This window comes from Levilactobacillus sp. LN180102 (assembly GCF_050106635.1).
GTDB lineage: Bacteria > Bacillota > Bacilli > Lactobacillales > Lactobacillaceae > Levilactobacillus > Levilactobacillus brevis.
In genome coordinates, this window is record NZ_JBNIIX010000019.1 from 1 (window position 1) to 21,469 (window position 21,469).

20 protein-coding genes and 1 pseudogene are annotated in these 21,469 nt (G+C 46.0%); 7 read left to right on the forward strand and 14 right to left on the reverse strand.

Going from position 1 to position 21,469, the window contains the following annotated elements:
- Positions 1 to 107, forward strand: a pseudogene (locus ACP4IT_RS10465) (IS30 family transposase); the annotation flags it as partial.
- Positions 108 to 161: 54 nt separating this feature from the next.
- Here ACP4IT_RS10465 and potE read toward each other — a convergent pair.
- The 3 genes from potE to ACP4IT_RS10480 form a co-directional block, all read right to left on the reverse strand.
- The gene (potE, locus tag ACP4IT_RS10470) at positions 162 to 1,496 is read right to left on the reverse strand and encodes a putrescine-ornithine antiporter (protein WP_085769432.1); all 1,335 of its coding nucleotides are present in this window, start codon (positions 1,494 to 1,496) and stop codon (positions 162 to 164) included.
- A gap of 102 nt (positions 1,497 to 1,598) precedes the next feature.
- Positions 1,599 to 3,764 (reverse strand): ornithine decarboxylase, encoded by a 2,166-nt coding sequence (gene speC, locus ACP4IT_RS10475; protein ID WP_085769433.1) that lies wholly within the window; start codon positions 3,762 to 3,764, stop codon positions 1,599 to 1,601.
- A gap of 574 nt (positions 3,765 to 4,338) precedes the next feature.
- Positions 4,339 to 5,340, reverse strand: a complete 1,002-nt coding sequence (locus tag ACP4IT_RS10480) for a LacI family DNA-binding transcriptional regulator (RefSeq protein ID WP_156646898.1) — start codon at positions 5,338 to 5,340, stop codon at positions 4,339 to 4,341.
- 319 nt (positions 5,341 to 5,659) lie between these two features.
- On the opposite strand from ACP4IT_RS10480, the gene ACP4IT_RS10485 reads away from it, so the two are divergent.
- Both ACP4IT_RS10485 and ACP4IT_RS10490 read left to right on the forward strand, forming a co-directional pair.
- On the forward strand, positions 5,660 to 6,829 hold the full coding sequence (locus ACP4IT_RS10485) for a thiolase family protein (protein ID WP_011668789.1): 1,170 nt from the start codon (positions 5,660 to 5,662) through the stop codon (positions 6,827 to 6,829).
- Between the two features lie 50 nt (positions 6,830 to 6,879).
- Complete coding sequence (locus tag ACP4IT_RS10490; protein ID WP_011668790.1) at positions 6,880 to 7,071, forward strand: hypothetical protein; 192 nt, start codon at positions 6,880 to 6,882, stop codon at positions 7,069 to 7,071.
- A gap of 69 nt (positions 7,072 to 7,140) precedes the next feature.
- Here ACP4IT_RS10490 and ACP4IT_RS10495 read toward each other — a convergent pair whose 3' ends face one another.
- Entirely contained in the window at positions 7,141 to 8,031 is an 891-nt protein-coding gene (locus ACP4IT_RS10495; RefSeq protein ID WP_087609234.1) for an EamA family transporter, read from the reverse strand.
- A 184-nt stretch (positions 8,032 to 8,215) separates the two neighbouring features.
- On the opposite strand from ACP4IT_RS10495, the gene ACP4IT_RS10500 reads away from it, so the two are divergent.
- Positions 8,216 to 9,721, forward strand: a complete 1,506-nt coding sequence (locus ACP4IT_RS10500) for an alpha-N-arabinofuranosidase (protein ID WP_011668792.1) — start codon at positions 8,216 to 8,218, stop codon at positions 9,719 to 9,721.
- 53 nt (positions 9,722 to 9,774) lie between these two features.
- Here the strand turns inward: ACP4IT_RS10500 and ACP4IT_RS10505 are convergent, their stop codons facing one another.
- The 4 genes from ACP4IT_RS10505 to ACP4IT_RS10520 form a co-directional block, all read right to left on the reverse strand.
- Positions 9,775 to 10,041 (reverse strand): CsbD family protein, encoded by a 267-nt coding sequence (locus tag ACP4IT_RS10505; protein ID WP_011668793.1) that lies wholly within the window; start codon positions 10,039 to 10,041, stop codon positions 9,775 to 9,777.
- Between the two features lie 13 nt (positions 10,042 to 10,054).
- On the reverse strand, positions 10,055 to 10,306 hold the full coding sequence (locus ACP4IT_RS10510; RefSeq protein ID WP_011668794.1) for a GlsB/YeaQ/YmgE family stress response membrane protein: 252 nt from the start codon (positions 10,304 to 10,306) through the stop codon (positions 10,055 to 10,057).
- Between the two features lie 211 nt (positions 10,307 to 10,517).
- Positions 10,518 to 10,919: a YjdF family protein gene (locus ACP4IT_RS10515; RefSeq protein WP_011668795.1), complete on the reverse strand. Its 402-nt coding sequence runs from the start codon at positions 10,917 to 10,919 to the stop codon at positions 10,518 to 10,520.
- A gap of 175 nt (positions 10,920 to 11,094) precedes the next feature.
- Positions 11,095 to 11,958: a helix-turn-helix domain-containing protein gene (locus tag ACP4IT_RS10520; RefSeq protein ID WP_011668796.1), complete on the reverse strand. Its 864-nt coding sequence runs from the start codon at positions 11,956 to 11,958 to the stop codon at positions 11,095 to 11,097.
- A gap of 181 nt (positions 11,959 to 12,139) precedes the next feature.
- Here ACP4IT_RS10520 and ACP4IT_RS10525 point away from each other — a divergent pair, with 181 nt between their 5' ends.
- Both ACP4IT_RS10525 and yaaA read left to right on the forward strand, forming a co-directional pair.
- A complete protein-coding gene (locus ACP4IT_RS10525) occupies positions 12,140 to 13,672 on the forward strand; it encodes a glycoside hydrolase family 30 protein (RefSeq protein WP_011668797.1) in 1,533 nt (510 codons plus the stop codon).
- Positions 13,673 to 13,768: 96 nt separating this feature from the next.
- On the forward strand, positions 13,769 to 14,515 hold the full coding sequence (gene yaaA / locus ACP4IT_RS10530) for a peroxide stress protein YaaA (RefSeq protein ID WP_015474542.1): 747 nt from the start codon (positions 13,769 to 13,771) through the stop codon (positions 14,513 to 14,515).
- A 25-nt stretch (positions 14,516 to 14,540) separates the two neighbouring features.
- Here the strand turns inward: yaaA and pyrE are convergent, their stop codons facing one another.
- Positions 14,541 to 15,173: an orotate phosphoribosyltransferase gene (pyrE, locus tag ACP4IT_RS10535; protein ID WP_011668799.1), complete on the reverse strand. Its 633-nt coding sequence runs from the start codon at positions 15,171 to 15,173 to the stop codon at positions 14,541 to 14,543.
- Positions 15,170 to 15,889: an orotidine-5'-phosphate decarboxylase gene (gene pyrF, locus ACP4IT_RS10540; RefSeq protein WP_156646892.1), complete on the reverse strand. Its 720-nt coding sequence runs from the start codon at positions 15,887 to 15,889 to the stop codon at positions 15,170 to 15,172. Before pyrF ends, pyrE begins: the two co-directional genes overlap by 4 nt.
- 298 nt (positions 15,890 to 16,187) lie before the next feature.
- On the opposite strand from pyrF, the gene ACP4IT_RS10545 reads away from it, so the two are divergent.
- A complete protein-coding gene (locus ACP4IT_RS10545; RefSeq protein ID WP_011668801.1) occupies positions 16,188 to 17,411 on the forward strand; it encodes an MFS transporter in 1,224 nt (407 codons plus the stop codon).
- Between the two features lie 92 nt (positions 17,412 to 17,503).
- Here the strand turns inward: ACP4IT_RS10545 and ACP4IT_RS10550 are convergent, their stop codons facing one another.
- From ACP4IT_RS10550 to ACP4IT_RS10565, 4 genes are all read right to left on the reverse strand, one after another.
- Positions 17,504 to 18,223: a DUF3658 domain-containing protein gene (locus ACP4IT_RS10550; protein ID WP_024855319.1), complete on the reverse strand. Its 720-nt coding sequence runs from the start codon at positions 18,221 to 18,223 to the stop codon at positions 17,504 to 17,506.
- Positions 18,216 to 19,115 (reverse strand): proline iminopeptidase, encoded by a 900-nt coding sequence (gene pepI / locus ACP4IT_RS10555; protein WP_024855318.1) that lies wholly within the window; start codon positions 19,113 to 19,115, stop codon positions 18,216 to 18,218. The genes ACP4IT_RS10550 and pepI overlap by 8 nt, the downstream gene beginning before the upstream one ends.
- A 102-nt stretch (positions 19,116 to 19,217) precedes the next feature.
- Entirely contained in the window at positions 19,218 to 20,096 is an 879-nt protein-coding gene (locus tag ACP4IT_RS10560) for a PfkB family carbohydrate kinase (protein ID WP_024526113.1), read from the reverse strand.
- Positions 20,089 to 21,462, reverse strand: a complete 1,374-nt coding sequence (locus ACP4IT_RS10565; RefSeq protein WP_226769778.1) for a purine-cytosine permease family protein — start codon at positions 21,460 to 21,462, stop codon at positions 20,089 to 20,091. Before ACP4IT_RS10565 ends, ACP4IT_RS10560 begins: the two co-directional genes overlap by 8 nt.
- Between the last annotated feature and the right edge of the window lie 7 nt (positions 21,463 to 21,469).

Consider the following 21,469-nt stretch of genomic DNA (forward strand, 5'->3'; position numbering starts at 1 on the left):
ATTTAACGACGACGTTACTCCAAATTAACCAGCGACCGCTTAAAATACTCGACTGGCAAACACCGTATCAGGTTATGCTGACAAATTTGTCCAAAAATTCGGATTAAATTTGCAATCTACCAAACTCTTAAAATAGAGTTTTAAGTCTCAGAATATTTGGTCTAATTTTGTGCGTTCGTTAGCTTTTGTTCATCTGTCACATCAAACTTATGAGAAACTAAACCATACAAAGTCCAACCAGCAAAAGTTGCAATAGATCCACCTACCAATGCCGTAGCACCAGCCGTGTATAACGCATACAAACTGTAGAGAGCTGCCAGGAAAGCAATCAAGTTCGTCATCTGACGTCCTTTCATTGGCACATTCTCCTGAATTTGCATTGTTTTTAGCGCACCCATAGATAAAATATAAGGAATAATATTAGTTACTACGGCCAAGTTGACCAAAATAGTAAACTGTTTTGATAAAGAAGGACTAATTGTCATCAAGGCAAGTAAAGATTGTAATGCTGTAATGATAACCATTCCGATTAGTGGCGTTCCATTACCAATCGTTTTCCCAAAAATCCGAGGGAAGTAACCTTCTTTAGCAGAGCTACGAAATACTTCAGCGATAGTAAACTGCCATCCTAATAACGAACCAAAACAAGAAATAACCATCAACCCCATTACAATCTTACCGATCGTCGGGTTGAACATTTGACTAAAAGCCAATCCGAATGGTGCATTAGATGCAGCTAACTTGAAAGATGGAACAATCCCAGCCATAACATTTGTCGAAATAATGTACATCACTGCGGCACCAATCGTTCCACCTAAAACGGCAATTGGGACGTTTTTCTTAGGATTTTCAACTGAATCCATATTGGCAGAGGCAGATTCTAGTCCCAAGAAAGCCCAGAGCGTAATAGAAATAGAACGACTAATACCATCAAAGAACCCAAGGTTATGTGGGTTCCAGTTAGCCGCATACATATGGCCACTAAAGAAGAACCATCCACCGATTGAGATAACCACTACTGGGATGATAACACCCCATACCGTAAACGTACTAATCTGTCCAGTAATTCGGGCACCACCAAAGTTAAGAACCGTTGCCAACCATAACGTAAAAATGGTTCCTAAAGCTACTTCTACTGGGCTTAAGTGAACCCCAAGTAAAACTGCTGCATACCCAACGGCTGAGATTGCAATCGCCGCATTAGCAATCACTAATGACACACCATAGGTATAATTAGCCATAAACGATCCGGCTTTGCCATACGAGTATTCGGCATAACCACCCATACCGCCGTCTTTAGAGGTATACATACCTGCACGAGAAAACGCATAGGCTAGTGCCATAGCCCCAGCAACTGTTACCACCCAAGACATGATGGACATAGTTCCCACCTGTGCTAAGTTAGTTGGCAGCATAATAATACCAGAGCCCATCATGTTAATGGCAGTGATAACTGTTAATTGAACCACGCTCATTTTCTTTTTTTCCTGAGCCATTTTTTCACTCCTCACCAAATCAAATAATTCACCAAAATTAGGAATAATAGCAAAACACGACGGGCGACCATGCACCCGCCATGTTTAGTGAAAACTACTTATTTACTTTTTATCTGGATCATATACATAGCCATAGGCTACTGTCTTGCCATCCTCTTGTTCGAAGTAAACACCTTGAATTTCTGGTGCAAATCCTGGGAACCGGTTAATACCCTCTTCAAGAATCATAAAGTAGGTTTGTGCAACCTTAGTCCATTTCTCACCAGGAGCAACACAGAAGATACCAGGTGGGTATGGCAACGCACCTTCAAGGGCTGTTTCTCCTTCAATATCACTAAGCTTTACGAGTTTTGCATTGTTGTGTAATAACTCAACATTCGCATCGAAAGGCGTCATCTTTTGTTCTGGGAAATAATCTGCTAAGAACATTTCTTTTTGATATTCTTTAGCATTATTTCCTTTATAGAAGTTATGCAATTCTTGGCAAAGTTGCTTAATCGTATAGCCATTGTAACGGTCCTTATTCTGTGCATAAAGCCGTGGCAAAACATCTTCCAGAGGGGCATCAGCTTTCACTAGGGACTCAAATTTAACAATCTGCGAAACTAAATTATTCATCTTAGCTGGCGTTTCGGCTGGCGTCATCAAGAACAGAATCGAATTCAAGTCATTCTTTTCTGGAATAATCCCGTGTTCACGTAAATAGTTTGCCAAAATCGTTGCTGGAATACCAAAGTCTTCATATTCACCAGTTTGGACGTTGATTCCGGGAGTCGTTAACAGGAATTTGTTGGGATCAACGAAATATTGGTTATCTTCATACCCATCAAATCCATGCCATTTGGCACCTTTTTCAAAACGCCAATAATCAATATCGTCGACAATCTTCTCAGTATCTGCATCTTCCCAATTCTTCCCGTGAACAACTGGCGGTACAAATGGCTTAATCATGGTAGCGTTTTTTAGTAAATTCTTTCGTGCATTAACTGATGTTACTAATGCATCATGCCACAATTTCTTACCAGCTTCGCCTTCTTGCATTTTCGCGTTAACATCTAGTGTGGCGAATAACGGATAGAACGGTGAGGTTGAAGCATACTGGTTGTATGCGTTATTGAAACGTTTATGGTCAATATAACGTTTCTGACCTTTAATATGTGAATCTTTCTTATGGATTTGAGATGCCTGTGAGAAACCGGCTTGTTGTTTATGCGTTGACTGTGTCACTAAGATACCTGGATCTTCAGGTCCTAAGTCTAATAATAATGGGGAAGAATCACGCATCATTGGAATAAATTGTTCATACCCAACCCAAGCAGAGTCAAATAAAATATAATCACATAGGTGCCCAATCTTTTCGACAACCTGCTTGGCATTGTAGATAGTCCCATCATATGTTCCTAACTGAATAATGGCCAAACGGAAAGGTCGTTTTTGCTTAGCCTTGACTGGATCAACCTTAGCAGCTTGCTTACGAATGTAATCTTCATCAAAATCTCGAGCATAAATTCCACCAATAAAGCCATAAGGATCTCGCGATGTCTCTAAGTAAACTGGACGACCACCATCTTTAACCAATGCAGCGTTATAAATTGATTTATGATTATTCCGATCAAATAGCACTAAATCACCGGGGGCCACAGCAGCAGCCACAGCCACATTATTAGATGTCGATGTCCCATTCATAACAAAATAAGTCTTGTCGGCATTAAAGACCTTAGCGGCATGCTTTTCAGCATCCATCGCTGGGCCTTCATGGATCAATAAGTCCCCAAGGTCCACATCGGCATTACAAATATCAGAACGAAAAACATTTTCACCATAAAAATCATAAAGTTGACGGCCAGCAGGGTGCTTACGGAAATATTGCCCGCCTTGGTGCCCAGGACAATCAAATTGAATATTCCCACGTTCAACGTATGCTTTTAATGACTTGAAGAATGGTGGCAAAACACCATCCTCATATTTAGCCGCTGCCGATTCAATCTCTCGGTCATATAACTGTTCATCATACTGATTGTTTAAATCAATAATATGATAAATTTTTTCCATTAAATCTGCTTGAATACGTGAACTATCATCACTAATGACAAAAACAGGTACACCAAACTTCGTGTCACTAACTTTGTTGATTGGATCAATATCACTGTCCATAACAACAACAGCTGCGACATCAACAAAATCAGTGTTGTAAGCGCTGACGATTTCGCGTTTTGTTGAGAAATGTTGCTGAGCTTCTTCTGTAGACGCAATCTTTAAATTATCCATGATAGCCTCCTTCTATTTTTACTAAGAACATTCGTCTGAATTCCTTAGTAAAACTTACAGCCTTATTTTTACCCCTTTTTTGAGATATTGACAAGTGTATTCTTACACATGTGTTTTGAAAACACTTACATTAATTTTTTCTCATAAATTATAGACACCATTAATTTAACCCGACCATATGTTTATCCTATAGTTTTATCACAAGCTTTTTCTTATCTGCAAGTAATATTATCAGCGTTGTATGCATCATTGTTATTTTCTTTTATATCATTTTTAATGAAATAAAAACAAAAATCAGGCAAAATTATAGATGCCCATCAATATTTTTTATAAATTATCATCTAAAAATAATTTTTACTTTTTTTTACTTTCCTTAATTAAGTTCAACTTTTATAGCCAAGATCGATGCCTTTTTGCGTTTAAAAACTCCTTTCTCCAGTTAGTCACTACTTTCAAATAATGATTTTTGTATAGTTTTACTTAAAAAAGGAGACCAATCCATCTTGATTGGTCTCCTTTTACTTTTTTTACCTATTTTAGAACTGAACCACTAATGTTAACTTAAACATTTTTACTAGATATGCTTAACACTGAAGCGCTTATTAATTCCAATTGGTAGCAGTAGGTTTTCTCGTGAGGCACTATTATTTTTACTCAACTCTTCCAATTTATCAAATGCAGCTCTACCAATATCCGACGAGGGAATGTCGATCGAAGATAGTTGTGGTGTTGTATAGTCTCCTAATTCTGAGTTTCCAAATCCCAACACCGATTGATCTGCCGGAAGATGACGACCATTAGCAACTAAGCCTCGCATAATTCCAATCGCCATCTCATCGCCGCCGGCAAAAACAGCTGTGTATTTGTTTAAAACAACTTTCTTTGCTAGCTCATATCCCGCTTGTAATGTTGGCACAATCGGATATATGTCAGCCTCAGCTAACTCCTCATGATATTCCTGCATACCTTCTTTAAAGCCAGAGAGAAGAACCTCATTAGTCACTGTATAGTTTTCAGGAACCACAACTGCAATATCTCGATGACCATTATCAAGTAAATATTCTGCTGCCAACTGCCCCGCGCGATGCAAATCGATCCACACATCAGAATCATCTACGCTTGATTGGCTATTAACAATAACTATAGGGAGCCCTTCAGTCTCAGCCCATCCATATAGTGTTTCCACATCAATAAACGGACCGCATAAGATCAATCCATCTAAGGATTCCTCGAAAATCCAACGTAATCCTGATTGCATTTCTTCAGAAAAATTTGCCCCTTCATAAATTGTAATCAAGACATTGGGCCCGGCTGATTTCTGTATGCCAGTAATCACCTGATTATAAAATGATTGATTAAAATTAGGAATCACCACACCTATTCTCTTCAATTGTTTATGTTTGGGAGAACTCACTTGCTTTTCAACACGATAACCTAGTCTATCTCGTAAGTAAAAAACTCGTTCACAAGTTTCCTGGCTAAAGCGCTCACCCTTACCATTCAAAATCAAAGAGACCGTTGTTGGTGAGATTTTCGCCGCTTTGGCAATATCCGTAATTGTCACTCTTTTTACCATAAACACGTCACCCCGCCACAATTCATATTTATTTTTATCATAAACTATTCTAAATATTAGAAAAAGTAGTTCTCAACATTTATTTCAAAGTACCTAAGTATACCTTGGAATAAATGATAACTACTCTGTATACTACTACTTTATTCTATATCACATCGTTACTAGATGCTAAATTTTATTTTCATATGCACCTTATGTCACTTTCAAATAACCTTTAAGAAAATCCAAATTCCCCTCATCAATCAAGCCAAACCCAAGACAAATCCCAAAAAGTCAGTTATATTAAAGGTTCGGAACCCTATCGTAAAGGAGAGTCACCATGGCAGAAGAAGTTGTTATTGTCAGTGCGGCACGCACCCCCATTGGCAAATTTGGTAAAAGTTTAAGGGGCTTAAGCGCCGAGCAATTAGGTACTATCGCTGCCAAAGCCGCGATTACCCGCAGTGGGTTAGACCCCGCCACAATTCAGCAGACCATCTTTGGTTCAGTCTTACAGGCTGGTCAAGGGCAAAACATTGCCCGACAAATTGAACTTAACGCTGGTCTTCCCGTCACTAGCACCGCGATGACCATTAATCAGGTTTGTGGCTCCAGCCTAAAAGCCATCCGTTTGGGCCAAAGCGCCATCCTCATGGGTGATGCCGACATTGTTCTAGTCGGTGGCACCGAAAGCATGAGCAATGCCCCTTATCTCACACCGCAAACACGTTGGGGTCATAAATTTGGTGATATTACGCTCACTGATAGTCTAGCCCATGACGGCTTGACCGACGCCTTCACCGACATCCCCATGGGGATCACCGCTGAAAACGTTGCAGCTCAATTTCATATTAGCCGTGCTGATCAAGATGCTTTCGCACTTCGTTCCCAACGGCGTGCAACCGCTGCACAACAAGCCAATCGTTTTGCCGACGAGATCGTTCCCGTCTCCTTAGGCACCACCACGTTAACGACCGATGAAGCCGTGCGCACCACAACTTCACGCGAACAACTTGCCGCACTCCGGCCCGCTTTTAAATCCGTTGGCACCGTTACTGCCGGCAATGCCGCTGGCTTAAACGATGGGGCCGCTGCCATGATTCTCATGAAAAAATCAACCGCCCGAGCCGCCGGTATTGCGTATCTCGCAACGCTCCGTGGCTACCAAGAAGTCGGCATTGACCCGGCCATCATGGGCTACGCCCCCGTCACAGCAATCCAACAACTCTTAACCAAAACCCAGCGATCCGTCAGTGACATTGATCGTTTTGAATTAAATGAAGCCTTTGCCGCCCAATCCGTCGCGGTTGGTCAGGCACTGGCACTTCCTGATGACCGCCTAAACGTTAATGGCGGGGCCATTGCTTTGGGTCATCCACTAGGTGCTTCTGGGACCCGCATTGTAGTCACCTTACTCTATGAACTCCTGCACAGTGGCACTCACTTAGGTGTCGCCTCAATGTGTATTGGCGGTGGCATGGGGATGGCGCTGATGATTGAATCCAACTAACGTCAATCTGGTATAATAAGTGTAATTGTCAAACGAAAGAAGCGTGACGCATGCTCTCAACCGATTTTGATGTCAAACTTAAATTACTGATTCTTTTCGCCACCGGTTTAATCGTCCTAGCCATTGTGTTAGGTTGGCTGTGGCACCGTGATCACCACTTTTCTCGTTACTTTGGTGGTGTCCTCGGCGTCATGATTGTCCAAATTTTTTTACTCATTTCACTCGCCCTCATTCATCAATGAAACTTCAACAAAACCGGCCCTGCCAGGCATTTATGCCCTGACAGTGCCGGTTTTTCGATGATGTTAATTTTACTCCAATTGTCGCTGGTGCCAAACACCCCAAACATTCGGTAAAATGACCGCAAAAATAATCACCGCCACGCCAACAATCTGGGCCCAACTGACCGTTTCCCCTAGCAATATAAATGCCACCACGATCGACGACGGCAACTCTAATGATGACAAGATCGGGCCAATTCCCAACTCTAGGTACGGCATAAAGATGGAATAGGCCACCAGTGGAAAGACCATTGAAAATAAAGCAATGAGTACACCCCACTTAATGGTCGCCCCCGTTACCGGAGCCGTCATAATCTGGGGCCCCCAAACGATCGAAATCAACAAAAACGCCCCGATGCACAACAACCAAGTCTTACTCAACGCATCCAAATTATTACCCAGACTCGCCGTAAACTGCATGGTACAAGCATACGCACAGGATGCTAAAAAGCTAAAGAATAAGCCTAATGGGGATAATACTTGCGTAATGGGAAATAATCCCGCGGCTAAAACCGTCCCCACTAATACTAAGATAATGCTAACGACCTGTAATCGAGAGGGTAACCGCCGATGAATCACGGCTCCCAACAGAACTGACAGCCAGACCGCTTGCATCAGCATGACGGCCGCAGCCGCTACCGGAATTAATTTTAACGACTGAATATAAAACGTATTCGTAAATCCAGACGCCGTCCCCGCAGCCATCACCAACACTATCTGACGCCAACTGGTTTGTTGGTCACGCAACCAGTGATGGCGCGCAACGTGAATGATGCCTAAGATAATCACTGCACTCAGAAATGACCAGAATAGCAGTGGTCCATTCACTACCCCCTCATGCCGGGCAATCTTAAACAACGACGCCGGGATTCCAAAGCTAATGGCACCCAAGCCGACAAATAGTGGTGCAATTTTTTTCAAAATACCCCATCCTTTTATGTAAAAATTTCCGTATTCCTCACCCAGTTTAACACACGCCTGCATCGTCTAAACTGGGATAAAAATTATAAATTCCCAGTGAAATCTCCCATGTTCACTAAGGATTTCCTTCGTTATAGTAAAGGTAACTTTTTAAGTAAGCGCTATCATTATGGAGGTCAAACGCATGCAAGGTTCTACAAAGATTCAAATCCAAGACGTTGTCGCCCCAATCGACCGCCGGCTATATGGCGCCTTTATCGAGCAATTAGGACGTGCTGTTTACACCGGTATCTATCAACCTGATCATCCCACCGCCGACTCAGATGGCTTCCGAACCGATGTCATTGATGCCATAAAAACGCTGAACGTACCGCTCATTCGCTATCCTGGTGGGAACTTTCTTTCGCAATATCGATGGGAGGATGGCATTGGTCCCAAAAGCCAGCGTCCCGTCCGGTTGGACTTGGCTTGGCGGGAGCTCGAAACCAACCAGTTTGGCCTTCACGAGTTTATGCGTTGGGCAGATAAAGTCAATGCTGTCCCCAATATGGCCGTCAATCTCGGCACTCGGGGAATTCAAGCGGCTGCTGACTTGATCGAGTATTGTAATTTTCCTAAAGGCACTTATTTAAGTGATCTTCGTCGCCAGAATGGTGCTGAGCACCCCTTTGCCATTAAAACGTGGTGTTTGGGTAATGAAATGGACGGGCCATGGGAAATTGGTGCGAAATCGGCAGGCGAATATGCCCACTTGGCTAACGAGACCGCTAAGGCCATGCGTCGCGTTGATGACACTCTGGAACTGGTCGCCTGTGGCAGCTCGTCAATGGACAATCCCACCTTTGGTAATTGGGAAGAAACCGTCCTTGATGCTTGCTACGATAACGTCGATTACCTGTCGCTCCATCGTTACTACGGCTACTACAATGATGACGACCCAACCGAACTAGATAATTTCTTAGGCAAAAATCATGACTTAGATGACTTTATCAAGGGCGTCGTTGCTATGTGCGATGCCGTTAAGGCCCGTAAACGGTCAACTAAGACGATTAACTTATCCTTTGACGAATGGAATGTCTGGTATCATTCCAACGACGCTGATACCCAGGTTACCCCATGGCAAGTCGGCCCCCATCTCTTAGAGGATATCTATAATTTCGAAGACGCGCTATTAATTGGCAGTCTCCTCATGACCCTCTTGCGCAATGCTGATCGCGTCAAGATCGCTTGTTTGGCACAACTCGTTAACGTGATTGCGCCCATCATGACGGATGAAAATGGCGGTGTCTGGCGGCAATCCATCTTCTATCCATTTATGCAGGTAGCCAACTACGGTCAAGGGGTCGTCCTCACCGATCACAGCACATCACCCACCTACAATTCCCGTGAGTTCACCGATGTGGCTTATCTGGATACCGTCACCACCTATGACGCGGCTACCCAGACCGTCACCGTCTTTGCCGAAAATAAACACCAAACAGAAACGCTTGACTTTGAGCTTAATTTCGGCGAGCTGATGATTGATCGGCTACTTGATGCCACGCAATTTTACGGTTACGATGTCAAAGCTGATAATCGCGATGGTCATATGCAGCTACAACCATTGCCTGCTAGGACTGACACCCATCATGCGCACACTAAATTACAACCACTATCTTGGAACGTCTTGCGGTTTAAGCTCCGAGATTGATCACTAAAAAACCATCATGCCCTGATAGAGAGACATGATGGTTTTCACTCATTTTATTCTTCAGACCCAGCCTCAAAATCTTTACGGACATCATCAACGAGGTCCTTTGCTTCGCCTTTGCCTTCGTCCCAGTTGCCTTTCAGCTTATCGCCAGTGTCACCGGTAATGGCCCCTTTGATTTGTTCGGCTTTACCAGCTACCTTATCAGCAGCATTGTCGGCGCGCGATTGCAGTTCCTTTAATTGATCTTTGTCCTGCAATAACAAATATGCCAAGGCTACGTTCGTTGCTAAGCTAATACCCAATACAAGATTTTTCATACCAGTATCCTCCTTATTTATGACGAGAACCCATAACTGCCGACACGATTAAGACTAAAATAATCGCACCCAGGATTGAAGGCACTAAAGCCATCCCGGCCAGTGACGGTCCCCAACTTCCCAGTAAGCTTTGCCCTAACCAGGAACCTATCAGTCCTGCTAAAATGTTGGCAATCCAACCCATTGACGCACCACGATTCGTAATTGCTCCCGCGATAGCACCAATAATTGCACCAACGATTAATGACCATAACCATCCAAACATTGCCGTCACTCCTTTCAATCTGACTTGTTAATCATCTATCTGTTAAACCAGTATAACTTATTAATTAATCTTGAATCAATGAATATGCTCACGCTACCTGAGAATGGGACAAAGGGCGGTTAACTGGCGTACATTTCAGCCCCCAATATTTGAAAACGCAAACAGGGCCCGGGACTTTGATCAGTCCCAGACCCTATGCTGGTATTTTTTATCAATGCCCACGCCGTTTAGCCTGCTGTTTTTGACGAACTACCGCGGCATGCTGAACCCGCGCTTGCCGCTGCCGTTGTTTTTTCAACTGCAAGTTTTGTCGATGCTCTGTCTTAAGCATCACAGTTGCCCGTTGTCGGGCCCCGTGTTGCTTAAGCTCACGCTGGGCAGCGCGTTGGCGTTGTTTGACCCGATGATGGGTCTCACTCACCACAATCTTCGCTGGAGTCGTCCATTGCAAAGTCGACCACCGCCGCCAAATCACTTGTTGCAGTTGTGGGGCAGACGGGGGTTGGGTCCCAAAGGTCACTCGCGCCACCTGATAGCTGGTTGGCGTCCACCGTTCGAACACGCCCCGATAGAACGCTTGATCAAAAAATACTGTTAGCTTGCTATGAATCACCAAACTAACACCTCCCTAAAATGACTAACAAAATAGGGACAACCAAGGAGGCAGGTTACTGACGGCTTTCAGCCGCGCCTGGACTACCAACCAGACCGTGTTTTTTATTCTGTCACTTACATTTTCAAACGACCAATCAGCTGTGTCAAGTAAAATACCGCGATCGGCCACCGACTCACTGGTTCAAGTAGTTAGCTTGTGACTGAGGCCGCCGCTGGGTTTGTCGAAAATTACTGGGCGTCATCCCCGACCACAACTTAAATTGTTTGCTAAAGCTGGCTTGACTGCTAAAGGCTAGGTCTGCCGCAATATCGGCCATTGATTTTTCGCCAATCTCTAACAGCACCTTGGCACGGCTGAAACGTCGTTCTTTCGTGTAGGTACTTGGCGTAATGCCGTACACACGCTTAAACACGGTATGACCATACGTCGTGCTAAAATTAAGCGCTGCACAAACGGCTTGAAATGACTGCGGTCGCGGCCCCTTCTGAAATAACAACGTCGCCATTTTTTGCGCCAAGATGACCTGCTGTTCTGGTAATTGGGCCACCGGTGCAATGACTCGGGGTGCTTGACTAACAACTGCCATGAACTGCAAAAAAGCAATTTCCATATTTAACGTCCAGTCCGGCTGTTGTTGGGCTGCTTGTAACGCACTAAACCGTTGAATCAACCGCTGGGCGGCCTGCGCTAACGGCGTATCAGCAGCTAATACCGTATTTCCCAAATTTTGAATAATTTGCGTTTTCAACGCCAAATCGCCGACACTAAAGTGAAAACAGAAGAAGCGTAGCCGATTACCACAGAAATTAAAACTTTCATGCGCGGTTTCAGGAGTGATAATCATGGCTTCCCCCGCAGATAATACGCACCGCCGTGTTCCCATAAATATGGTCTCCGTTCCCTGCAACACCACAATCATTTCAAATAATTGATGTTGTTCTTGCGGATAATGCCAATTGGGAAAATTCTGTTGAAAATGCCCACCATATAGATAAACGGTTGATTCGATAGCCTGAAATACTTGTGACTGTGCCACACCGGTTTCCCCCAAGCTTTTCCATCATATTCTTACGACCAAGCTTATCATGATTAGTACGCGCTCACAATCAGTCACTACTTGCCATTAGGACAAATTTACCACAGTATTCGCTATGGACAGCTTTTAAGAAAGCGGTTACGCTAGAGTTGTACATCTTTACTGACTGGAGGCTTTATTTATGAAGAAGTTCCAACATGAATTCTGGACCGCCACTTCCGGCGATCTAACGCAGCGCCGCACACCGCTAGCAACACCCGATTATCAATCGACCAGCGCGGCGGCCGTGAAAATCATCATTGACCCCGCCGACCGTCATCAACCATGGTTAGGTGGCGGGGCCGCTATTACGGACTCAGCTGCGTATCTCTTATGGTCCGTCATGAGCGCTGAACAACGGCGTGCCCTGTTAACTGAACTATTTGATCCCGATCAAGGCGGCTTTTCTAGCGTGCGGGTGCCTCTAGGATCTTGCGATTTTCAAAGCCAAGATTTTTATACCTACGATGACGTCCCATATGGTGAACACGATCAGAAGCTGGAACAGTTCTCCATCGGTACTGGTCAGCCAGGCGCACCAGATGCCACCAAAGATTTAAAGCACATCGTCCCCGTCCTACAAGAAATTTTGGCCATTAATCCGGCCGTGAAAGTCATTGCTTCACCATGGTCCGCCCCCGCATGGATGAAAAACACAGGTCATTTGACCCATGGTGGTCATCTGCGGTTTGGCGAATTCACTGGCAATGGCTATACCGAGGAAAATCGTTTCGAATATATTTATGCCCAGTACTTTATTCGGTATATTGAGGCCTATCAAAAACTGGGCATCCCCATCTATGGGCTCACCATTCAAAATGAACCGTCGAATGCCGCTCACTGGCCAGCTATGATTTGGACGGTTCCCCAGCTAGCTGACTTTGGTTACCGTTATCTTCGCCCGGCATTAAACCACAGTTTCCCCGATACCAAACTTTACCTATTAGATGATAGTTTTCATGCGTTGACCAAGCCAATTACGGCAGAAGTCACCCCAGAGCAGGCCGCCGCATTTGACGGACTTGCCGTTCACACCTACTCGGGCCCCTATGACAATCTCTATCACGCCAACCGTGCCTATCCCAATTGGTCGACAATCATGACTGAACGCCGATGCATGATGACCGACACGCCTGAGGAAGCCGCTCATATTATGTTTGGAATTATCGGTAATTGGTTAGTTCACAACGGTCTCAGTATGATTACCTTGTGGAACCTAGCGCTCGATGAACGAGGTCTGCCCAACGCCGCGGATTCCACTGGGCGAGAAGGTGTCGTCACCATTGACCATACGACCGGGAAAGTCCAGCGTAACCTGGAATACTTCATGCTGCGAAACTTCGGTCAGGATGTTAGCGTGGGCGCAACCGTCATTGGTTCCACCAACTATACCCGTGATGGCTATACGGGTGGGCTAGGCTCTGTGGCCTTTTTAGGAACCGCTGGCGACATTGCCGCACACCTTTACAACCCAACCGCCCAACCGATTCAGGCCGCCGTCACCATTAATGGTAACGGTGCTAATTGGCAATTGGTCACCGTTCCGCCATATGGGACCGTCACCCTGCACAAGTCAGATGCCCCGCTTAACACCACGAACGTGCCTGTGGATGATGAATTTCCTCTGAATCCAACACCCGCTAATCATAGTGATGTCGCCCCTGGACAGCATTAATCAAAAAGTCAGTCACACTTTCTCAATATCGAAAAGTGTGACTGGCTTTTTAATATGCTACGATAAGAACAACTCTGAAAGAAACGACGTGGATTTATGAAAATGATTATTGCGCCGGCCAAACAAATGGCCGTGGATCTCGACAACTTTGCACCCGAAACCCAGCCCCAATTTCAATCACAAGCCCAACAACTACTAGAAGTTCTACGACAACTCACTTACCCAGAAGCGCAGCAGCTATGGCATTGTAGTGACAAGCTGGCTCAACGCAACTTCGATTGGCTCCATCAGATGGATTTAACTCGTCAAGTTACTCCCGCCCTCTTAAGCTACCGTGGCCTTCAGTATCAATACATGGCACCGGATCTCTTTACGGCACCTGCTTTAGATTACGTTCGCCATAATCTCCGGATTCTATCTGGGTTTTATGGTCTGCTACGACCTTTTGATGGTATTGTTCCCTATCGCTTGGAAATGCAAGCCCGATTGTCAGTGGGTGAAGCGACTAACTTATATGCTTTCTGGGGTGATCGCCTCTATCACGCTCTAGTAGCACCCACGGAACCAATTATCAATCTGGCCTCTCAGGAATATGCCAAGGCCATTACCCCTTATCTGCAGCCTAATCAGCCCTTTATCACCGTAGTTTTTGCTAGTCTGGTAAACGGCAAGCTAAAGACCAAAGCCACACTAGCTAAAATGGCTCGGGGCGCGATGGTGCGTTACCTGGCTGAAAACCAAGTCACCACCATTGATGCCGTAAGAGACTTTGATCATCCCGACTACCGGTTTGATGCATCGCACTCAACCTCAGAACGACTGGTGTTTGTGTATCAGAAATAACTGTTAATGAGTCAATTCACCGCAATCAAACGGACACCCAGCCCCACGGATCTTCACGCCACTGCCGCAAGGACGCCATTTCTGGTGCCGTTATTTTGGCTTGCTGCTGCGCTACTGTAATCAGTGTACTGTACGTTGTTAGTGGCGTCAGGGCCAGCCCCGCCTGCTGAAAGTTCACCACGCTATCTGGTAATTCATAAGAAAAAATAGCAACCACGCCTAGCACTGTGGCGCCAGCCTTGCGAACGGCTTTAGCAGCGGCTAAAACACTTCCTCCGGTTGAGATTAAATCATCAATCAGAACCACCTGATCACTAGCCGTCATTTGGCCTTCAATTTGTTTACCCTTGCCATGATCTTTGGGTTTAGCACGCACATAACTCATGGGTAAATTTAATCGATCTGCGACTAAAGCGGCGTGGGTAATTCCCGCCGTGGCCACCCCACTAATCACCGTGGCTGTTGGATAACGGTGTTTAATCAGGCTAGCTAGACCATCGGCGATATGTGTTCTCACTTGTGGAAAAGCAATTGTTCGCCGATTATCCGTATAGATTGGGGCTTGCATCCCACTTGCCCACAAGAAAGGATGGTTAGGGGCTAGCGTCACCGCCCCAATGGTTAGTAAATCTGTCGCAATTTGTTCTGCTGGTATCATCTGCATGTCGACTCCCATTCCTGTAAGATTTGGTGATAAGCGACAACTGGATTACTGGCTTGCGTAATCGAACGCCCCACAACAATGCCATCACTGCCCAACTCAGCAGCCTCGGCCGGTGTGACAATCCGTTGTTGGTCGTCAGCGCGATCCTGGGCTAACCGAATGCCTGGCGTAATACTCAAAAAGTCAGCCGTTGTCGCTGCGTGTACTAGCGGGGTTTCCAGTGCCGAAGATACAACCCCATCGGCACCGGCCCGTTGCGCTAAGCGGGTTAAATGGGTAACGGCAGTGGGCAAATCAACGGTTACTAATTGCTCTGCCTGCATCTGCACCTCCGATGTTGAGGTCAACTGCGTAATGGCCAACAATTTGGCTGGGGCAACTCCCGCAATCGCAGCACCCTGGGCCAATCCTCGTTTGGCCGCACGGATCATTGCCGAGCCGCCGCTCGCATGGACCGTGACCAAAGCCAATTCTTGGCGTCCAAGTTGGCACATTGCCCGTTCAACAGTATGGGGAATATCGTAGAGCTTCAAATCCAAAAAAATCGCTACCTCACGTTGACGTAAAGCTGTTACTATCGTCGGGCCCACCGCATAAAAAAGCTCCATACCAACCTTGACCATCAAGTCATTCTCATTTGCCAATTGATCGACCAATGCCAGAGCTTGCTGTTGCGTCGACACGTCTAATGCCACAATAATCGGTCGCATCCATCTTCACCTTTCTTCAAAAAAAGCCGGTTAGCCCCGTATTAGGCTAACCGGCTATAGACCCACTCATCTACTGAGGGCCATTTCCGTTCACCTTTTTAGTCTCACAGGGCTAAATTAAAGTTTGATTGTTATTGAGTGTAGCGTACCCAAACGATGGCGTCAAGCCGTATAATATTTTTAATATCTCGATTAATGGTTGCTTTTCCCGGATATCCATGCCACAATACTAACAACGTTCCGTGAGAACGGCAAAAATAACGAATGTCAGTGAACATTCATTTTGGAGGAATTGAATATGGAAACCTCGTTACACGACCACACGCTCAGTAAGAACCAGAAATGGACAATCGCCTCAACCTCAGCTGGATTCGCCTTGGAAAACATGGATGTTATGTTTCTCTCCTTCGCGCTCTCCTCAATCATCGCCGACTTACATATTAGCGGTGCTCAGGCTGGTTTGATTTCGTCGATTACCAATCTGGGAATGCTAGCAGGTGGCCTTTTGTTTGGGATCATTGCCGATCGCTATGGTCGTGTCCGCACCTTCTCCCATACCATCTTCATTTTCGCCTTTGCCACGGCCGCAATGTGTTTGGCCAACAACATCACGCTCATTTATATCTTCCGGTTTCTAGCTGGCGTAGGGGCCGGTGGTGAATACGGCGTGGGGATTACGTTAATCGCCGAAAGCTTTGCCCGCAATAAAATTGGCAAAATGACCTCACTGGCCGCTGTTGGTGGCCAAGTTGGCGCCATCCTGGCCGCTGTAGCCGCTGCCTTAATCATCCCCGTTTTCGGTTGGCAGGCCCTGTTTCTCTTCGGATTATTGCCGGTCGGTTTAACCTATTTCATCCGGCGTCATTTACACGAAAGTCCTGAATTTTTAACGGCTAAACAAGCAGCTGACCACGCCCCCGTTCAATTACGTCGTCTCTTCAATACCCCTCGCCTGGCTTATCAAACACTGGCGCTGATGTTGATGGTCGTCGTGCAGATTGCCGGATACTTTGGCCTGATGAATTGGCTGCCAGCAATTATGCAACAAAAGCTTGGCTTAACGGTCGCCGGGTCTTCCGTTTGGATGATTGCCACCATTATCGGCATGAGCATTGGCATGCTAACCTTTGGCAGTATTCTGGATTATTTCGGTCCACGCCGGGCTTTCGGTATCTTCTTGTTAGCCTCAGCCATCGCGGTCTTTAGCATCACGCTGGCTGTCAATCAGGCAACTCTCATTCTAGCTGGCGCGATTATTGGCTTCTTCTCCAACGGCATGTTTGGCGGTTATGGTGCGGTCATCAGCCGGCTTTACCCCACGGAAATTCGTTCCACCGCCAATAACCTAATTGTTAACGTTGGTCGAGCCATCGGTGGTTTCTCCTCCGTCGCCATTGGCTGGCTGATGGATCACTATACCCTGACTATCGTTATGGCGTTTCTATCCATCCTCTATCTAGTCAGTTTCACCGTGATGCTGACAATTCCTAATCTCCGACAATTTAACAAAGTCAATCCTTAACCACTAACAAAATGGCGATGCCCACATTGAGGTATCGCCATTTTTTGCTGAAAAATTTCACCTACATCGTCCAATTGTTCCACATGAAACAATCACCTGACTGACGCCTTGGCAATCTGGTCAATGCGATACTGCCACCACCAATTCGGCATGCCAATTGGATAATTGTCCAATATCCGACCTAAAGTCTGCGCCGTGGATTGCTCGGGTCGATAGCAGGTTCGCACCAACGGATCTAAAAAGTCCTGCGGCACGCCTACTACCCGTCCACCAAGTATTAACCGTAACGCCGCATTGTCTTCATAGCAGGCTTGCCAGTGATAACTAAAGGCTACCCAATCCGCTGCTGTTACCACCTTAGCCGTCGCTAAGTCGTGTTCCAGCGCCGGCTCGTCCAGCTCCCCAATGGTTGAATTTTGCATAAAGACCGGGCCCATTTCAGTCATCACGGGACCACTTAAAGGAATCTGAATCCGCTGAATAACCCCCATAAATTGTGCTTGGACTAACTGACTGCATAACCACCCCCACCCCAACTGATCAGCCGGATTGACAGAGGTCCATACCCGCAAGGTGGCACCAGTGGCTAATACCTGTTGCAATCGCTGTTGACTCGTTGTAACGGCGGCAAACTCAGCGGAGGCACCGCCCGATTTGGTATAGCGCGCCTTAAGTCCCCAATATGAATTTTTGGCATCAGTTAAACGCGTTAAATCACCAATCTGCAAGTCTAAGGGTAAGGCAATAGCGGTTAATTTCATGGATTGGGCCAGTGTATTCGCTAGTGCTGGATCAAACGTCACTTCAATCATCAGTCACCTCGTCATGAGCGGCTAGCCACTGAGTCAGTCGTGCTTGATAAGCGACCGGCTCATCAATAAAGGCCATATGCCGACTGTGCGGAAATAAGGTCCATTCGGCGTGAGGCAACTGATCAACCATCGTCTTAGCCACCAATGGTGTGCAGAGATCATTGACACCGCTGGTCACTAACGTTGGGTACGGTAGTTGCGCTAACTTTGCTGTATAATCATAGTCCTGTAACGTTCCCGTGGGAAAATATTCGTTAGGCCCCCAAGCCGTGGTATAAGCGGCTGTGCCCAAGCGCTTAGATCGCCGCAAGAATTCTGGTGTTTGCTCGGTAAGCGGTCCAGTTGCATGCTGGATCATGAACCGCTCGTTAGCTGCCAAGTAAGCGGGTGTTGTAAAGTCTCCCGTCATTTCAGCCTGGTGAATGGCCGCTTGGTCAGTCGCTGACATGAATTGAATCAAGCGATGCTGTTCGCGGGCCCACAAATGAGCCGAGGATAAGGTGCTGGCCAAAATCACACTCTGAATTCCCTGTGGCTGGTCGTCACATAAGTAAATCAGCGCCAGCATGCCGCCCCACGACTGGCCTAATAAGTGCACGCGGTCGAGTTTCAGATAAGCACGTAACGCCCGTAATTCCGCCACCCAGGTTGCTGCCTGCCAGAGATGGGGATCAGTCGGTATGGATGACCGACCACAGCCCAATTGATCGTACATCACAATTGGCCGACCGGTTGTCGCTACTAGTTGATCAAAAGCTTCAAAATAGTTATGGGTCGATCCCGGGCCACCGTGCAATAACAGTAAGGGGGGTAACGGTGACCGTAAATCACCAACCACCCGATAGTATGTCTGATACGATCTAAACGGCATGTACCCTTCTTGAATATCCATGCAATCCCCTCCTTTAGTTAGGTTAAGAATACCCTAAATGATGAGCAATTAGGGCATTTCACAAAAATAAGGTCGGGATTTTCATCCCGACCCACTAACCAATTAAGACAGACTGCCATTTTCCTGACCAACCACTTGTGCCGACAACTGATTAGCTTGCTTGATAGCTTGTGGGAGTGTTAGTCCGGCCATTAAACCGGCAATAATCCCGCCACAATGCGTGTCACCAGCGCCAATTGTGTTGACAACCGGAACGTTCTGCGCTGGAACTTGCCCGGTTGCCGTGCCATCGACATAATAGGTGCCCTGACCTCCCAGCGTCACCATGACGGGGCTCTGGGTTAACGCGAATAAACGGTGTGCTTTTTCTGCAACGGTGCGACCGTCAGGCATGATCTTTCCAATTTCATCTTCGTTACAATGAACCATGACGCGCGCCGCTAACACTTGTTGTAAAATTTCTGATGGAATTTCGCTAATTCGTGGCGACGTATCAAATAAGATTTGGGCATCCGGTCGCCGTTGCCGCAGACCATCTAAGATTACCTTAGCTGAACGTAAATTCTCTAATTCATAACCGCTAACATAGATATAATCATAATCGGCCAGCTGAACCTGCTGGAACCACTGTGGCTTCCAACATTGTTCAATCCCATTAATTGTCAAAAAGCTACGTTCTCCATCGGGCTCCACTAACGATAAATCCCAACCATTATCAGCACCCGTCACCGGTAATTTTAAGGAAATCCCTTGATTGCTTAAATGTTGTTTAACGCGCGTGGCATAGTCGCCTTCACCCACTGGCACCAGTAGATCTGCCGATGCCTGCATGTAGCGTAAGGCGCCATAAACATTAAAGGCCGAACCACCAATTCGATAAGACTTTAAATCACCCGTCACATCCCCGCCAGAAAAGGGTAATCGTGGAACGTTAACGACCACATCAACAAAAGCGGCGCCCAATACCAAAGCCTTACTCATGATGGCTAACCCCCTCATTGTTTGAATACCCTACCATTTTAACGATGAACATACAGATGATCGCAACAATTGCCGAGATAAAAACGCCGAGACTATTATTTCTAAAAATCCCGTGAGCAAATGGGCCATTCCAAATCGCATTATTGGTAAACAGAAAACCCGTAATCGTCGCAATGACCCAAGAGATAATGCCACCCCAGTTATAGTGCTTTTTAGAATCTGGCACTAATAACGCCAACTCATAGCCGTTTTTTCTGAACATCGCACTATCGCATAGGAAGATGGCAACCCAACTAGCCAAACAAATCCCCAAAAAGTTTAAGAACAATTCGAAGTTAGCTAGAAAATTTCCTGAGATAAAGAGAACGTAAACTGGAATCAAAATCACAATTAAACCATGAATAACTAAAGAAGTCCGTTGTGACACGCGAATTCCAATCGTCCCCAAGTTAATTCGGGCCGACCGCAAAGATACAATACATTGCGGGATTAGACCCCCAGCGGCTACCAGAAAATAGATGACGCCGATCCAGCTTGGTAAGGCTGAGTACATTACGCCAAACGGATCACCCGTTGTCGCCAAAGCCGGTTCAATCGTACTTAACAAAACACCACCGGCCATGAGGACAAACAAGGGTATTGCGCCACCCAAGGCTGTTCCCCAAAAGGTCGCTTGCGGTTTAGTTTCTGGCTTGACATAGGCACCCCAATCGGCGGCGGCCATCGACCAAGAAATGCCTGAACCGGCGGCAACGATGCTGACAGCTGGCAAGAAACCGCTAATCCAATGACCACTTGGAAGATTAAAAGCGGCCTGCCAATCCGCCTTTAGCAAGAAGAGAACCAAAATAACAACCGTTAACGCGCCAAAGACATAGCTTAACCATGTTTGAATCTTGGCTAAAGTGGCTTCTTTTAACAAACCAGACAGCAGCACTAACCCACCAAAGATAGCCAGAGCAACGGCCCGTGTGACGGTGTTCTTGGGGATATTTAAAACACCGTACATGGAAATTAATAGCATGGTCCCCGTAATCACGTTAACCGAAAGCCACCCCACCATATTAATCCAAGCGATGGCATTGGGAATTTTATTCCCCCGAGTACCATAGGCCGCCCGGCTCAGCTTAAAGGTTGTCACACCTTCTCGTTGACCAATCATCGCCACCCATCCTGGCACTAAAAAAGACAACGCGCCACAAAAAGCAGCGAGAATTGCTTGGGCAAACGACAGATGATAAGCAACAATCATCGCACCAAAGACGAATCCCATAATCCCAATATTCGCGGCAAACCAGTTGTAGAAAATTTTCCCTGGCGTTAATGTTTTATCTGCATCCGAAATTTTGACGAGCTCATTATTCATTATGATA

Coding starts and splice junctions, on each gene's coding strand:
- potE (WP_085769432.1), bottom strand. CDS start 1,496: ATGGCTCAGGAAAAAAAGAAAATGAGCGTGGTTCAATTAACAGTTATC.
- speC (WP_085769433.1), bottom strand. CDS start 3,764: ATGGATAATTTAAAGATTGCGTCTACAGAAGAAGCTCAGCAACATTTC.
- ACP4IT_RS10480 (WP_156646898.1), bottom strand. CDS start 5,340: ATGGTAAAAAGAGTGACAATTACGGATATTGCCAAAGCGGCGAAAATC.
- ACP4IT_RS10485 (WP_011668789.1), top strand. CDS start 5,660: ATGGCAGAAGAAGTTGTTATTGTCAGTGCGGCACGCACCCCCATTGGC.
- ACP4IT_RS10490 (WP_011668790.1), top strand. CDS start 6,880: ATGCTCTCAACCGATTTTGATGTCAAACTTAAATTACTGATTCTTTTC.
- ACP4IT_RS10500 (WP_011668792.1), top strand. CDS start 8,216: ATGCAAGGTTCTACAAAGATTCAAATCCAAGACGTTGTCGCCCCAATC.
- ACP4IT_RS10505 (WP_011668793.1), bottom strand. CDS start 10,041: ATGAAAAATCTTGTATTGGGTATTAGCTTAGCAACGAACGTAGCCTTG.
- ACP4IT_RS10510 (WP_011668794.1), bottom strand. CDS start 10,306: ATGTTTGGATGGTTATGGTCATTAATCGTTGGTGCAATTATTGGTGCT.
- ACP4IT_RS10525 (WP_011668797.1), top strand. CDS start 12,140: ATGAAGAAGTTCCAACATGAATTCTGGACCGCCACTTCCGGCGATCTA.
- yaaA (WP_015474542.1), top strand. CDS start 13,769: ATGAAAATGATTATTGCGCCGGCCAAACAAATGGCCGTGGATCTCGAC.
- pyrE (WP_011668799.1), bottom strand. CDS start 15,173: ATGATACCAGCAGAACAAATTGCGACAGATTTACTAACCATTGGGGCG.
- pyrF (WP_156646892.1), bottom strand. CDS start 15,889: ATGCGACCGATTATTGTGGCATTAGACGTGTCGACGCAACAGCAAGCT.
- ACP4IT_RS10545 (WP_011668801.1), top strand. CDS start 16,188: ATGGAAACCTCGTTACACGACCACACGCTCAGTAAGAACCAGAAATGG.
- ACP4IT_RS10550 (WP_024855319.1), bottom strand. CDS start 18,223: ATGATTGAAGTGACGTTTGATCCAGCACTAGCGAATACACTGGCCCAA.
- pepI (WP_024855318.1), bottom strand. CDS start 19,115: ATGGATATTCAAGAAGGGTACATGCCGTTTAGATCGTATCAGACATAC.
- ACP4IT_RS10560 (WP_024526113.1), bottom strand. CDS start 20,096: ATGAGTAAGGCTTTGGTATTGGGCGCCGCTTTTGTTGATGTGGTCGTT.
- ACP4IT_RS10565 (WP_226769778.1), bottom strand. CDS start 21,462: ATGAATAATGAGCTCGTCAAAATTTCGGATGCAGATAAAACATTAACG.